The sequence below is a fragment of the Alphaproteobacteria bacterium genome, from assembly GCA_015231795.1.
Classification (GTDB): Bacteria; Pseudomonadota; Alphaproteobacteria; order Rhodospirillales; family WMHbin7; genus WMHbin7.
In genome coordinates, this window is record JADGAX010000001.1 from 293,624 (window position 1) to 307,476 (window position 13,853).

Annotated in this window: 16 protein-coding genes; 11 read left to right on the forward strand and 5 right to left on the reverse strand. The window is 60.5% G+C overall.

The window, feature by feature from the left end; translation table 11 throughout:
• Positions 1-2: 2 nt before the first annotated feature.
• From HQL44_01355 to HQL44_01375, 5 genes are all read left to right on the forward strand, one after another.
• Positions 3-452, forward strand: a complete 450-nt coding sequence (locus tag HQL44_01355) for a cytochrome c (protein ID MBF0267215.1) — start codon at positions 3-5, stop codon at positions 450-452.
• A 75-nt stretch (positions 453-527) separates the two neighbouring features.
• Positions 528-1,133 carry an NYN domain-containing protein gene (locus tag HQL44_01360; protein MBF0267216.1) on the forward strand — a complete coding sequence of 202 codons (606 nt, stop codon included), beginning with the start codon at positions 528-530 and terminating at the stop codon, positions 1,131-1,133.
• The gene (locus HQL44_01365; protein MBF0267217.1) at positions 1,114-1,770 is read left to right on the forward strand and encodes a uracil-DNA glycosylase; all 657 of its coding nucleotides are present in this window, start codon (positions 1,114-1,116) and stop codon (positions 1,768-1,770) included. Before HQL44_01360 ends, HQL44_01365 begins: the two co-directional genes overlap by 20 nt.
• A gap of 13 nt (positions 1,771-1,783) precedes the next feature.
• Positions 1,784-2,758, forward strand: a complete 975-nt coding sequence (locus tag HQL44_01370) for a TIM44-like domain-containing protein (GenBank protein ID MBF0267218.1) — start codon at positions 1,784-1,786, stop codon at positions 2,756-2,758.
• A 53-nt stretch (positions 2,759-2,811) separates the two neighbouring features.
• Positions 2,812-4,335: a hypothetical protein gene (locus tag HQL44_01375; GenBank protein MBF0267219.1), complete on the forward strand. Its 1,524-nt coding sequence runs from the start codon at positions 2,812-2,814 to the stop codon at positions 4,333-4,335.
• Between the two features lie 12 nt (positions 4,336-4,347).
• On the opposite strand, the gene HQL44_01380 is transcribed toward HQL44_01375, so the two are convergent.
• From HQL44_01380 to HQL44_01390, 3 genes are all read right to left on the reverse strand, one after another.
• A complete protein-coding gene (locus HQL44_01380) occupies positions 4,348-4,998 on the reverse strand; it encodes a sulfite oxidase-like oxidoreductase (GenBank protein MBF0267220.1) in 651 nt (216 codons plus the stop codon).
• A 93-nt stretch (positions 4,999-5,091) separates the two neighbouring features.
• Positions 5,092-5,565: an SsrA-binding protein SmpB gene (gene smpB / locus HQL44_01385; GenBank protein MBF0267221.1), complete on the reverse strand. Its 474-nt coding sequence runs from the start codon at positions 5,563-5,565 to the stop codon at positions 5,092-5,094.
• 9 nt (positions 5,566-5,574) lie between these two features.
• A complete protein-coding gene (locus HQL44_01390; protein ID MBF0267222.1) occupies positions 5,575-6,450 on the reverse strand; it encodes a 4-hydroxy-tetrahydrodipicolinate synthase in 876 nt (291 codons plus the stop codon).
• Between the two features lie 132 nt (positions 6,451-6,582).
• On the opposite strand from HQL44_01390, the gene HQL44_01395 reads away from it, so the two are divergent.
• Together HQL44_01395 and HQL44_01400 are read left to right on the forward strand one after the other, a co-directional pair.
• On the forward strand, positions 6,583-8,634 hold the full coding sequence (locus HQL44_01395; protein MBF0267223.1) for a lytic transglycosylase domain-containing protein: 2,052 nt from the start codon (positions 6,583-6,585) through the stop codon (positions 8,632-8,634).
• A 3-nt stretch (positions 8,635-8,637) separates the two neighbouring features.
• A complete protein-coding gene (locus tag HQL44_01400; protein ID MBF0267224.1) occupies positions 8,638-9,309 on the forward strand; it encodes a haloacid dehalogenase type II in 672 nt (223 codons plus the stop codon).
• A gap of 2 nt (positions 9,310-9,311) precedes the next feature.
• On the opposite strand, the gene HQL44_01405 is transcribed toward HQL44_01400, so the two are convergent.
• The gene (locus HQL44_01405) at positions 9,312-9,815 is read right to left on the reverse strand and encodes a polymer-forming cytoskeletal protein (GenBank protein MBF0267225.1); all 504 of its coding nucleotides are present in this window, start codon (positions 9,813-9,815) and stop codon (positions 9,312-9,314) included.
• Positions 9,793-11,133: a peptidoglycan DD-metalloendopeptidase family protein gene (locus HQL44_01410; GenBank protein ID MBF0267226.1), complete on the reverse strand. Its 1,341-nt coding sequence runs from the start codon at positions 11,131-11,133 to the stop codon at positions 9,793-9,795. The genes HQL44_01405 and HQL44_01410 overlap by 23 nt, the downstream gene beginning before the upstream one ends.
• A gap of 354 nt (positions 11,134-11,487) precedes the next feature.
• Here HQL44_01410 and HQL44_01415 point away from each other — a divergent pair, with 354 nt between their 5' ends.
• The 4 genes from HQL44_01415 to HQL44_01430 are packed head-to-tail and all read left to right on the forward strand — an operon-like array spanning position 11,488 to position 13,851.
• Complete coding sequence (locus HQL44_01415; protein MBF0267227.1) at positions 11,488-11,961, forward strand: phosphatidylglycerophosphatase A; 474 nt, start codon at positions 11,488-11,490, stop codon at positions 11,959-11,961.
• Complete coding sequence (locus HQL44_01420) at positions 11,943-12,443, forward strand: CinA family protein (GenBank protein MBF0267228.1); 501 nt, start codon at positions 11,943-11,945, stop codon at positions 12,441-12,443. Before HQL44_01415 ends, HQL44_01420 begins: the two co-directional genes overlap by 19 nt.
• Positions 12,440-13,225, forward strand: coding sequence for a glycosyltransferase family 2 protein (locus HQL44_01425; protein MBF0267229.1), 786 nt, complete (start codon positions 12,440-12,442; stop codon positions 13,223-13,225). Before HQL44_01420 ends, HQL44_01425 begins: the two co-directional genes overlap by 4 nt.
• The gene (locus HQL44_01430) at positions 13,222-13,851 is read left to right on the forward strand and encodes a YkgJ family cysteine cluster protein (protein MBF0267230.1); all 630 of its coding nucleotides are present in this window, start codon (positions 13,222-13,224) and stop codon (positions 13,849-13,851) included. Before HQL44_01425 ends, HQL44_01430 begins: the two co-directional genes overlap by 4 nt.
• The last annotated feature ends 2 nt before the right edge of the window (positions 13,852-13,853 follow it).

A 13,853-nucleotide genomic window follows, 5' to 3' on the forward strand; every position in this document is an offset into this window, starting at 1 on the left:
TCATGCTCGTCGTCATGCTTCTGGTGCTGGTTTACGTCGGCTGGAGGGGGGCGACCAATCCAGACGCCATGATCTCGACGGTTTCCGCCGACCTGAAGCAAGGCGAAGAAATGTTCGGGAAGCACTGCGCCTCATGCCATTTCTCGAAGGAAGGCATCCCCCTGAAGGCACCCGTGCTTGGATTCTACGGACAGGAACATCTGCTGACGGACCGTCAATTGGTCGAGACGGCCAGAAGCGGCGGACATGGCAAGGAGCAAGAGGCCAAGGACGCGGCGCTGGGCGAAGATCAGCGCAAGCAGATTAAGGCCATGCGTGAAACCATGCGTCAGACAACGGCCAAGCTATCGGGCGCCGAGGTTCGCAACATCATTGCTTTTCTTAAAAAAAGCTGGTCTTCCGACGCCCAGTTGGAACATTGGGTCATTACCCACCAGCCGCCGGATCAATAATCTTGCTTGTATTCATCGCCCAGCAGGCATAAATCAGTTCCATTAGATCTGCCATTTCCAACAAGGATTTTTCATATGACCTTTTACACGCAAGAGCGTTTGGCATTGTTTATTGATGGATCAAACCTTTATTCAGCGGCGCGTTCGCTGGGTTTCGACATCGACTATCGCAAACTACTGAACATGTTCGCCTCAAAGGGGCGACTGATCCGCGCTTTCTATTACACGGCGCTGATGGAAGATCAGGAATATTCGCCCATCCGCCCCCTGGTCGATTGGCTGGATTACAACGGCTATACCCTGGTCACCAAACCGACCAAAGAATATACCGACGCCCAGGGCAGGCGGAAGATCAAGGGCAACATGGACATCGAGTTGGCCATCGACATGATGGAGATGGTGCCCTATCTCGACCATGTGGTGCTGTTTTCGGGCGACGGCGATTTCCGCCGTCTGGTCGAAGCCGTGCAGCGCAAGGGCGTTCGCGTCACCGTGGTCAGCACCATCCGGTCCTCGCCGCCCATGGTGGCCGACGAATTGCGCCGCCAAGCCGACGTCTTCATCGAATTGCAAGACCTGACCGGCCAGATCGCCAGGGCGCCATCGCCCGGTCGCGAGCGCGTTTCACATGCCACGCCCAGCGCCCCTTATGGCGACGAGGATGACGATCTCGAGCCGTAAGGCTTCCACATTGTCGCTTGATCCACCCCGCGATTGCGCCTTGTGTCCAAGGCTAGCCGCTTTTTTGGCTGGCAACCGGGCGGCGCATCCCGACTGGCACAATGCCCCCGTTCCCGCCTTCGGGCCGCTGGACGCAAGTTTGCTGATCGTGGGGCTAGCGCCAGGCCTAAAGGGCGCCAATCGCACGGGCAGGCCATTTACCGGCGATTACGCGGGCGATCTTCTTTATGCCACTCTCCTGAAACTGGGTCTGGCCAAAGGGACATATCAGCAAAGACCCGATGACGGGCTGCAACTGCTGGGATGCCGCATCACCAACGCCGTGCGCTGCGTGCCGCCCGAGAACAAGCCCACCCCCGCCGAGGCCAAGGCTTGCGGCTCCTTCCTGGTCAAGGAGATCGCCGCCCTGCCAAACATGAAATCGATCCTGGTTCTGGGCCGCATTTCTCATGAAGCCAGCCTGCGCGCCCTGGGGCAAAAGCCCAGCGCCTATGCCTTTGGGCATGCAAAAATTCATGTTTTGCCTACTGGAATTCGCCTCATCGATAGCTACCATTGCTCCAGGTACAACACGCAGACAAACCGGCTGACGCCAGTCATGTTCGAGGAAGCCGTCAGGGCGGCCGCGCTTAATTGATCAAGGGGTTCCAATGAGTTACGGTAAGTTTCTGGCTTCGCTTCTGGCAATCGGCATTCTGCTGGCTCCATCCTTCGCCGAAGCAAGGGCGGGCAAAGGTTTCAGCGGCGGCAGTCGCGGCCAACGCAGCTATTCAGCCCCGCCTCCCACCCAATCGGCCCCGGCGGCCAAACCGGTCGAACGCAGCGCTGCCCCCGAACAGGCGCGCCCGCAGCAAGCAACCCCAACGCCCTCGCCGTCAGCTTCGCCGATGGGGGCCACCAGTCCCGGACGTTCATTCTTCGGCGGCCTGATGGGCGGCATGCTTGGGGCAGGCATTCTGGGGCTTTTGCTCGGCAACGGCTTCGCGGGCGGTATGGGCTTTGGCGGCATGCTGGGCGGATTGCTGCAAATGGCCTTGCTGGGCGGGCTGGCCTATCTGGCCTTTTCGTTCTTCAAACGGCGCGGCTTCGGCTTGTCGGGGCAACCCGCAATGGCTGGCGCAAGCGGCATGGGCCAACGCGCGCCCGACGAAGCCCCTCCGCAAATCGTTTTGCCACGGGACAACGCAAGCCAGCTTTCAGCGATTGCACCGACAGGAATGCCGCTGACGTTGCAGGCCCAGGATTTCGATGCCTTCGAACAAATGCTGCATGGCGTGCAATCGGCTTGGTCGCGTCGCGATCTCGAGGCCCTTCACGAACTGACCACCGACGAGATGCAGGGATATTTCAAGGAATTGCTTGAAGAATTGGCCAGTGCAGGCCTTGAAAACCACATCGACAGCGTGAAACTTGAGAAAGGCGACCTGTCTGAAAGCTGGAGCGAGGGCGCTCTCGATTTCGCCACCGTCTCGCTGCGTTTCTCGGCCCTGGACTATACATTCGACAAGGCCTCGGGGAAAATCGTCGAAGGCAGCGACAGGCAACGCATGGAAGCCACCGAATATTGGACCTTCAGGCGCGAAAATTCAGGCGACTGGAAACTGTCGGCGATTCAGCAAGTGTAAGAAAAACAGGGGCAAAGACGGGGTTGGAATCAGGGGAAGAATCTTTAAAGCCGTTGCATCGCCGCCCTTTTGCGCAAAGCATCAACGACGAACAGCCCTGCCGTTCGGAATGCCATAAGCTGCTGGCGCTGGTCGATGCGATCACAGCGGCAAGGCCTGCTTTCGCCCCCGCCTTTGCCGATTGGCACCAGCAGGCGAACGGTCTGCTTGATTCCCCGGATTTGGAGACGCTGGCAGGAGAAGTGCTGCTTGAAGAAATGGCATTGGCGCTGCGGCGCATCTGGCTGGGCCTGGCCCATTCCTTCGCCGACCGGCCCATGAAATCGCCGCCGCATCTCGAAGATGTGGCGCTTCCTTTCAGCAAGGACCTGACCAACTACGTTTATGAGCGGGTGTTGACGCCCAGTCGGCTGGAGGAACGTTGCCAGAAGCGCTACCCGCCGGTCGCGGGTTGGGAATCCAGATTTTGCCTGTTTTCCAGCGCCATGGGCGCGCTTACGAATCTGTTGCAGGTCCTGCCCCGCTTCCTGTCGGCCAAGGGCGAGACGCCGCGCTGGGATTCCTTTATCGGCTATTACGAAACGGAACGGCTGCTGCGCCTGCACGATAAACGGGGAGTGTATTGCCGCCGCTATCGCAAGCATGACGGTTTGCTTGAACGCGTCGCCAGCGGCAAGACGGATATCTTGCTGGTCGAACCTTCGATGTACGACTGGGACCAGACGGTGCTGGACCCGGGACTTCTGGTGCAAGCGATCCTTGAGCGCCCATCAGACCGCCCCCTGGCGCTGATTCTGGACACGTCCTTGCTTGGCCCCGCCTTTCGGATGGAGGACTTGCTCAAGGCGCTGGCGCGGTCATGCCCGCTTCTGGCGATCGAATTGCGCTCGGGCCTGAAACTTGACCAGGAGGGGTTGGAATTGTCGAATGTCGGCATCGCCCGGCTGTTTACCCGCGAAGGAGCGGCAAACGGCATTTTCGCAACGGAACGATGGCTGCGCCACATGAACAGCGCACGGAAAATCTTCGGACATGCCTTGTCGCTCGACGAGATGGCCATCTTGGACTTGCCCTGGTTCAGCGATCCGCAACGGCTGGACAATTATGCGTCGCAGGTTTTTTCAAACAATGTGCGGCTGGCCGCAGCCCTGTCGAAAACCAACGGGCTGTTCGCCCGCATCGCCCATCCCAGCCTGACCGAGCGGGCGGAATGGCAATGGGCGCAATCGCCTTTCGTCATCGCCCATTTTCACGACAACGAGGACCGGCAGGACAACCGGAATTTGCTTGAATCAGTCATCTACAACGAAGCCAAGCGACGCGGTCTGACCGTACATTTGGGGTCCAGTTTCGGCTTTCGTCATCACCGTTTCGAGATCGTCCTTCCCGAAGGGTACGAGAGGCCGGATGGCAGCAGCCGGGGCTTTCTGAAGGTCGCCATGGGGCACCGCCAGGGACCATCTTGCGATGGGTTTATCCAGTTGTTGTGCGAAATCGCGACGCATGACGATTTCCAGGCCCTGCGCCAAAGCTATCCTGACCTTGGGCCGCTAAAGCCAACCAAACACAGCGTTTAGAGTGCTTGGCGACTAATCAGAGCTGTAGCGCTCTTCTTTCCAGGGATCGGCGTCGTTGTGATAGCCGCGCACTTCCCAATAACCGGGCTGGTCTTTGTCAAGGAAGGCGATGGAGCGCACCCATTTGGCGCTTTTCCAGAAATAGAGTTTTGGAATGATCGGACGCACCGGCCCGCCGTGATCGCGGTCGATGGCCTTGCCGTTCCAGCTATGGGCCAGCAGCACGTCATCATCGTCGAAACGCGACAAGGGCACATTGGTCGTATAGCTGTCATAAGAGCGGAATAGCAGGAACTTCGCCTCGGCCTTCGGTTTGACCACGTCCAGCAGCCGCTTGGCCGACACGCCGCCCCACACGCCGTCATACATGCTCCAACTAGTCACGCAATGAATGTCGGCCTTGATCTCGACCTGCGGCTGGGCCTGGAAATCATCCCAGGTCCAGGTCAGCGGATTCTCGATCAGGCCCGTGAAATTAAGCGTCCAGTCTTTCAGCGGCACATGCGGCTTCATGCCAAGATCAAGCACCGGCCAGCCGTCGGTTTTGTGCTGACCGGGCGGCAAGCGCGCCTTCTTGTTGGCCGTCTCGCCCGACTGATGCTTGCCTTCGCGTGCCCAACGCTCCTTGACTGCGATCAGTTTTTCATCCAGCTCGTTAGTCATCTTTGTTGTCCCTCAAACGCCGGGCGGGACTTTGTTGTCCCTCAAACGCCGGGCGGGACTTTGTTGTCCCTCAAACGCCAAGCGATTTGCGCCTTAATTCTTGTCGCGCATCAGGCGGCCCTTCTCGCGGTTCCAGTCGCGTTCCTTCTCGCTCTCGCGCTTGTCGTGCAGCTTCTTGCCCTTGGCCACGCCCAGGGAAACCTTGGCAATGCCACGCGGATTGAAGAACAGGGCCAACGGCACCAGCGTCATGCCTTCTCTGGTCACGGCCCCCATCAGCTTCTTCATTTCCTTCTTGTGCAACAGCAGCTTGCGCGGGCGTCTTGGCTCGTGCCCGAACGGTGAACGGTTCTGATATTCCGGGATATAGGCATTGAAGAGATAAAGTTCACCCCCCATCGGCCCGGCATAGGCTTCGTTGATGTTGCCCTTGCCCAGACGCAGCGATTTCACCTCGGTGCCAGCCAGGATGATGCCCGCCTCGAGCTTCTCCAAGATCGCGTAATTATAGCGCGCCTGCCGGTTCTGGGCTGACGGCGGCGGGCTTGGCTTGGCTGGCTTTGCCATGATGGGGGATCAGATCAGCCCGGCATGCGCCATGGCCGACGTCACCTTCTCCTTGGCGCTGTCCGTGATGGGAGCCAGGGGCAGGCGCACATCCGCCCTGCCCTTGCCCAGCAGCGACACGGCGTATTTGATCGGCGTGGGATTGGTCTCGACGAACAGGGCCTCATGCAACGGCATCAACTTCTCGTTGATGCTCATGGCCGTGGCGACGTCGCCCTTGGCGAAGGCGGCATGCATGCGAGACAGCAATCCAGGCGCCACATTGGCGGTGACCGAGATGCATCCAGCGCCCCCCTGGGCCAGGAACGGCAATTGGGTGCCATCCTCGCCCGACAGCAAGCAGAACCCCGCCTTGCAGGCGCGCTTGGTCTTCAGCACGCGGCCAAGATCGTTGGTGGCGTCCTTGACGCCCACGATGTTCGGCAATTGCGACAAGCGGGCCATGGTCTCGACCGTCATGTCGATCACGCAACGACCGGGAATATTGTAGATGATGATCGGAATCTCGACCGCGTCGTTGATCGCCTTGTAATGCAGGTACAGGCCTTCCTGGGTCGGCTTGTTGTAATAGGGCGTCACCACCAGGGCCGCACTTGCTCCCGCCTTCTTGGCGTGACGGGTCAGTTCGATGGCCTCGGCCGTCGAGTTCGAACCCGTTCCGGCGATCACCGGCACCTTGCCTGCGGCGGCCTCGACAGCCAGTTCGACCACTCGGTGATGCTCGTCATTGGAAAGTGTGGGCGATTCGCCCGTGGTGCCGCAAGGAACGATGCCCCCCACCCCTTCGGAGATGGCCCAGGCCGCCAGCGCCTGAAAGGCTTTTTCGTCCACACGCCCGTCGGGCGTGAAGGGCGTAACCAGGGCGGGGATGGGACCTTTGAACATGGGATCGTTCCTTAAGCGCAAATTAACGAGGGCCTGAGAACATACCCGCACCAGCCCAAGCGGGCAAGCGGGTGAAGTGCTTGTTGCGACTTGCCCCAGGCTCTATCATGGGGCGCTGAAATCGAGCTTGTGATGAAGATGCGTCTCCTTGCCCCCTTGTGCGTTTTATTGGCCTTGGCTGTGCCGGGCATGGCCTTGGCCAGCAAGCCAAAGACCAAGACGTCCGCTCCGCCCGCCCGCGCCGCGCAGCAGCCAAAGCCCACCAAGCAGCTTGCCCTGCCGCCGGTTGCCGCCAAACAGGCCCAAACCAACCCAGCACTTGAAGCCCTGAAGCTGGCCGACGACGGGAAATGGCCGCAGGCCCGCCAGTTGGCGGATGCGTCGGGCAACCGGCTGGCTATGAAGCTGGTGCGCTGGCTGGATGCGGCAAGACCCAATTCCGGCGCCACTTTCCTTGAGATCACCCAATTGCTGGGCGAAAACCCAGGCTGGCCGCAACCGGCCCTGATGCAGCGCCGGGCCGAGGAAGCGATCACACTGGCCACGCCCAACGATCAGATCTTGCCTTGGTTCGACGCCAACAAACCCGTCACCGCCGATGGCGGCATGGCCTATGGGGCGGCCCTGATGGCGGCCGGGCGCGCCGATGAAGCCCAGAAAGTGCTGCGCGCCACCTGGATCGAGGAGAATTTCGGCATTCTTCAGGAGCGCGCCTTCCTGGCGAAATACCGCGAATTGCTGACCCAGGATGACCATCTTGCCCGCATGAAGCGCCTGTTGTGGGAAGAGCAGACGCAGGCCGCCGAACGTCTGATGCTGTTCATGGACAGCGACGGGCGTCATCTGGCCCATGCACGCCTGATGCTGATGAAGGGCAAGGGAACGCCGGTCCAGGCGCTGGAAAGCGTGCCCGAGAAATTGCGCGCCGATCCGGGATTGTTGTTCGACTGCGTGCGCTGGTACCGGCGCAAGGATATGAACGAAGACGCCTTCCGCCTGATCCGCCAAGCGCCGGACGATTTGGAGCGGCCCGACATCTGGTGGACGGAAAGGGCCGTTCTAGCCAGGCGGGCCTTGCAAATGGGTTTCATCTCGGATGCCTATGCGATCGCCAGCAAGCATAAGATCAGCGGCGGCATCGATTATGCCGAGGCCGAATGGCTGGCGGGATGGGTCGCCCTGCGTTTCTTGTCGGAAAAGGAATCCGCCCTGGCGCATTTCTCCAACATGGCCAATCACGCGCAATCCTCGATGGGCAAATCGCGCGCCGCCTATTGGATGGGCCGAGCCGCCAGCGCCCTGGACAAGAAGGACGAGGCAAAAGCGGCCTACCGGCAAGCAGCCTTGTTCGTCACCACCTATTACGGCCAGTTGGCCAGCGAGCAGCTGGGCCCCGAGCAAGGCTGGATCTTGCCCGCCGACCCGCAGCCGACCGAAGAAGAAAAGACGCGCTTTCTCGAAAGCGAACTGACCCAGGCCATCGACCTGATGGCCGAGGCGCAAACCACCAATCTGGCACGCCCCTTCCTGCAACGGCTTTTGGAAAATGCCGGAACGCCGGGCCTGAAGGCGCTGGCCGTCGCCAAGGCGGAGCGGCTGGGGCGGATCGAGATCACCGTCAGTCTGGCCAGACGGGCCGATCGCACAGGCGTTACCCTGACCGGCCCCGGCTGGCCGGTGCCGCCCTACGAATTGCCTGAAGGTGGGCCAGAAAAGGCGCTGGTGCTGGCGCTGATCCGCCAGGAAAGCGGCTTTCACGCCGAAGCGGTCAGTTCGGTCGGCGCCAAGGGGTTGATGCAATTGATGCCCGCCACGGCAAAGGGCGTGGCGCGCGGCCTGAACATCTCGCTGGGACCCAACTCGCTGACCAAGGATCCATCGCTCAATATCCGGCTGGGAACCAGTTATCTGCAAGGCCTGCTCGAAGATTTCAAAGGCTCGTACATCATGGCCTTGGCGGGGTACAACGCCGGGCCGCACCGCGTGACCAAATGGGTGCGCGACTATGGAGACCCCAGAGAAGCCGACGTCGATGCCATCGATTGGGTGGAAATGATCCCCTTTTCGGAAACCAGGGGCTATGTGCAACGCGTGATGGAAAGCGTACAAATCTATCGCCGACGCCTGGGGACCGAAACCTCTACCGTGGCCTTGCTGCTCGATTTGAAGCGCCGCCAGGACTGACGGATGCAAAAACCGAAAATCGTCGTCTTCGACGCCTATGGCACCTTGTTCGACGTGGCTGCCGCCGTCAGGCGCCTGTCTTCCCAACTGGGTGGCCAGGACAAAGCATTGGCGGGACTGTGGCGCCAAAAGCAGTTGGAATATACTTGGCTGCGCAGCCTGCGCGGCGATTTCGTCGATTTTGAACAGGTGACCGGCGAGGCTCTGGATTGGTCCCTTTCCTCCCTGGGCCTGGACATGTCGGCGTTGCATGCGCCTTTGATGGCTCTTTACCGCCAGCTTGACGCCTATCCCGACGCCAAACAGACTCTGGAGAGGCTTAAATCCGCAGGGCTGCGAACCGCCATTCTGTCGAACGGATCGCAATCGATGCTGGATGCCGCCATCGCCAGCGCCCGAATTGGACCCGTTCTGGATGATGTGCTGTCGGTGGACCGGCTGCGGATCTACAAACCGCATCCCTCGGTCTACGCCATGGTCGAAGCGCAATGTCAGGCCAAGCCCGGCGAGACGGTTTTCGTATCCGGCAATTTCTGGGATGCCTCGGCGGGGGCCACCTTCGGCTTTCACGCCGTCTGGATCAACCGCACAAACGCCCTGCCCGAGCCGCTGCCTGGACAGCCCAAGGCGGTCATCGCCCAACTGGCGGACCTGATCACCCTGTTAAAGCTATAGACTTAGGCCGAAGCCGCCTTCAGATCGGACGAGAAGGTCAGCGTGGGAATGCTGGCCGCCACGTCGTTGACCGCGGGAACGGCAGCCAAGTCCTGCGACTTGTCCATACGGCCACAATGGCCTTCCAGGAAAGCGCCCGGTTCGATGGCCAGACTTTCATGCGCGATGTCGCCCACCACGCGGGCGGTAGCCGCCAGGAACACCGAGCGGGCACGAATCTGGCCGGTCAACGTGCCATGGACGCGCACCATGTCGGCGATGATTTCCCCGGTCACGGCGCCCGACTGGCCGATCACCAGCACTTGGCAGCGGATATCGCCCTCGATGACGCCATCGACGTGAATCTCGCCCTTGCTGGTCAGATCGCCGACCATGCGCAAATCGTTGCTGATGATCGACGGCGGAACGGGCTTGGCGGCCTCGCCGGGTTTCGCTGGCGATGAGGATACGGGCTGCACCGAAGCCTGCCCGTTGTTCGCCGACTTACTGCTGCTCTTTGAGAACATAGCGCCCCGCCTTTATAAAACGCATTGGATCACGCGGCCTGTCGTCGATCCTGACTTCGTAGTGCAGGTGAGGACCGGTCGATCTGCCGCTGTTGCCCAGAAGGCCGATTGTCGTGTCCGGCCCCACTTTCTGACCAACCTTTACCACAATCTTATCAAGATGGGCATAGCGCGTTTCGACGCCCAGCCCGTGATCGATGCTGACCAGACGCCCATAACGTCCGCTCCATCCTGCAAAAGTCACCCGGCCCAGGGCGGACGACCTGACGGGCGTGCGCATCGGCGCGCCCAAATCGATGCCTTCGTGAATGCCAGTCTGTTCGTTGATGGGGTCGTTGCGGGCGCCAAATTGGCTGTTGAGCGAGAACTCGCTCATCGGCGGAACCATCGGCAACACCTTCAACAAGGCGTTCAGGCTGTCCCACCGATCAATGCGGTGGTTGAGCGCCGCCAGATCGGCCCGGATGTCGGGATTGCCAAAATCATCCTTGGGGAGCGGAATGAAGGGACCGCCCATGCCGGTTTCCTCGCGGTGCGAAGCCACCAGACGGTTGACGTCCAGGCCGGTCATCGAAATGGCCTTCTCAAGCTGGCCCGAATTGCCAAGCGCCACTTCGCCAAAGCGGCGCAGCAGCCTGACATGCGAGCCGCGCACATCGTCGAGCGCCAACTCCAACCGCCTGGATTTGGCCGCGAATTCCTGATGTTGGGCCTTTTCGTGATCGCGAACCGCCACCAATTCCTTAACGCCCTTGCCCAGCACGGTCAGCCGGTCGGACAAGGATGCCGTCGCATCCAGCTTGGCAACGCCCACATTGCCCAACGCCTGCGACAAGTCTGTCTGCAAGGCGCGCATCTGACCGGCCAATTCTTCCCTGACCTTGGCGCCGTCGATCAGATTTGCTTCAGCCTTGTCCAGCGCATTGCGAGCATCGGCCAATTGGCGGGACAAAAGAACATTGTCGTCGGCTAGGCGCTTGGCCTTGGCTTCACGGTGGCCAAGGTCGCCGCTGAGGCCCGCGACCTGACGCTTTAGGTCGTCGATCTCGGCGCGAAGCGCGATGCGATCAACCTCAAGCACTGAAATCTCATGCGTTTTCACGGCCATCATCGCCCCGAAGCCCAACGAGAACGCCGTGGACAGGGTTAGCCAGACAGCAAAAACGATAAGACTTAGGGAGGCGGCAATCTGGTGATTTCTGGTCAGCGTCAGGCAACGGACATCGCCACCGGCGCGCAGAATGAACTGACGCTCCGGAAACCAGCGTTCAAGACGCCGGTATAAGGCAGACTTACCGTAACGCTCGGGATCGAACATGAGTCCGACGAGCTCCCCTTTCGCCGTTTCCTATACCGACTTGCCACCCACAATCTTGCATGAAGATCGAGCGTGGAAGCCTTGCTCCGCCATGGTAAACGCTTCTCGTCAGCCCTGGCAAAACAGTCACTTGGTAAGGTGCAACGAACCACTTTCCGGCCCGAAGCACGAAACCCTAGCCAAATTGGGGCGATGTGGCAAGCGCTGAGCGGTCAAACATACGACTAAAAACGACATTTATTGGTTAATTCATTATATTACAACACACTGCTAGCATATCTTTGATATTCTTCTTAACTAGACGCGTGATATGACCTGATAGTAAGGTTGCAGACATTCACGAAGGGATAAGTCATGGCCCCGCTTTGGGCTTTTGCTCTGGCCACTTGGTTTGGCGTCGGAAAATTGAAGCCCGCGCCGGGTAGTTGGGGTTCGCTTGCCGCCTTGCCCTTGGCCTGGGGATTATCGAGTCTGGGCGGAGCCGCCGCCATCGCCATGGCGGCCTTGGCTGTCTTCCTTCTGGGCATTTTGGCATCCGAGATCTATCGCAAGGCCATAGAGCGCGAGGACCCGTCCGAAGTGGTGATCGACGAGGTCGCCGGTCAGATGCTGGCCCTGGCCTTGGTTCCGCCCGACCTGCTGGCCTATGCTTTGGGCTTTCTCTTTTTCAGGGGCTTTGACATTCTGAAGCCCGGCCCCATCGGCTGGGCTGACCGCAAAATCAAGGGCGGGTTGGGCATCATGCTGGACGATCTGATGGCGGGCGTCGCAGCGGGGCTTCTTCTATACCTTTTGGGCAGGGGAACGGGATGGTGGATGACGATCTGATCCGGGCCGCGCACCGCTTGCTCGATGCCTGCAAGGAGGCGGGAAACGCCATGATCGGCACCGCCGAATCATGTACCGGCGGCTTAGTTTCGGCGGCCTTGACCGAGATACCTGGCTCGTCCCAGTGGTTCGAGCGCGGCTTCGTTACCTATTCCAACGCCGCAAAAACCGACCTGTTGGGCGTTCCCGCCACGCTGATCGCCAGCCATGGGGCGGTCAGCCAAGAGGTGGCGATGGCGATGGCTGATGGGATTCTGACCCATGCCCCTGTTTTTGCTGGCGTTGCCGTGACCGGCATCGCCGGACCCGACGGCGGAACGCAAGACAAACCGGTGGGATTGGTGCATTTCGCCGCCGCCCGTAAAGGTCATGAAACAATCCATGGGTGGCACGTCTTCCCAGGCAATCGGGCGGCAATCCGCAAAGCCGCCGCCCTGACCGCCTTCGACCTTCTAACCCGCATCCTCCAGGAGAAGGTATGAGCAACAGCCTGCTGGTGGTCATTCCCTGCTTCAATGGCGAAGCCACGCTGGAACGCGCCGTGGCGTCGGCCCTGGCCCAGCAGGTCAGCCCGATGACAGTGGCGGTGGTTGATGATGCCTCAAGCGACGGATCCTTCGCCCTGGCCCAGCAATTGGCGGCCCGCCATCCCCAGGTGAAGGCGCTTGCCATGCCCCACAATGGCGGGCCGGGGGCCGCCCGCAATCTGGGGGCCAGAAGTTTTCCCGGCACCTACCTTGCCTTTCTCGATTGCGACGATGAATATCTGCCGGGCGCCCTGCCCGCCGCCATCCATCTGATGGAGCGCGACGCCAAATGGGATGCGGTGAAGTTCGGTTTCGTGACCGAGCCACCCATCGACCTTGCCCAGGCCCATTACGACATCACCTTCAACTCCATCCCCTCCAACATGGTGCTCAGGCGCCATGTCTTCGACATTCTGGGCGGCTTTCCCGAGGATGCGCTGTTTCGCACCAAACTGGCTGGCGAGGACGTCGCCTTCTACGAGGCCACCCAGCGATTGTTCAATCTGGCCAGAGCGCCTGAAAAGCTGTTGCGCTATTACTGCCCGCCCGGCTCGCATCTGTTCAAGATGATCGAGGAATGCCCGGTCGGCCACGACGGCCAAGCACAGTTCCCGCAATCCGCCGAAAGAGCCGAACTGGGCCGCGCCATCGGTCGCTACATCATGACGGCCAAGGACCGCTTGCGCCTAGCCGCCCGCCTCTGGTCGCAATCGGGCTGTCCTGGGGTGTCGCCATGAGTCTGGAAGACGAGATCGAGCAGGCGGTTGCCAACGCCGCCGTCGAGGCGATGGCTGGCGGCAACGAGGCCGAGCGTTTGAGCGACCTGTTCATGCTTTTGGAAGAGACGGCCCAGGGATTGCTGGACCGCCATCGCCAGATGGCCGCGCCCCCACCCCCCTTCCATTGCAAGGAAGGCTGCACCCATTGCTGCCACACCAAACATATCTTGCTGACCCCGCCCGAAGCCTTGCTTCTACTGGGCATGATCGAAATGTGCGGCTTTCGCTTTGCCGTGACCTTGGCGGCCAGGTCGGCTCGTCCTGGCTGTCCGCTGTTGGACCATGCCGGAAACTGCCGCTTCTACGCGCACCGCCCCTTGATGTGCCGCGCCTTCCATTCGCTTGATGTTGAGGCCTGCAAAAAAGGCGTGGGCGAGGACGGTTTGGATGTGCCGATCTGGCCGCCGCATTTCGAGATTTACACCCATATCCAGGCCGGTCTGGCTCGCGGCATGATGGAAAAGGGGCTGAGCCTGCCCAAACTGGATCTGCGCAAGGTGCTGGGCATGGAAGCATCCTCACGGCTTCTTTGGGAACAATGGCTTAGGGGCGAGAATCCTTTCGAAGCGGCGATGATGGATTGAGG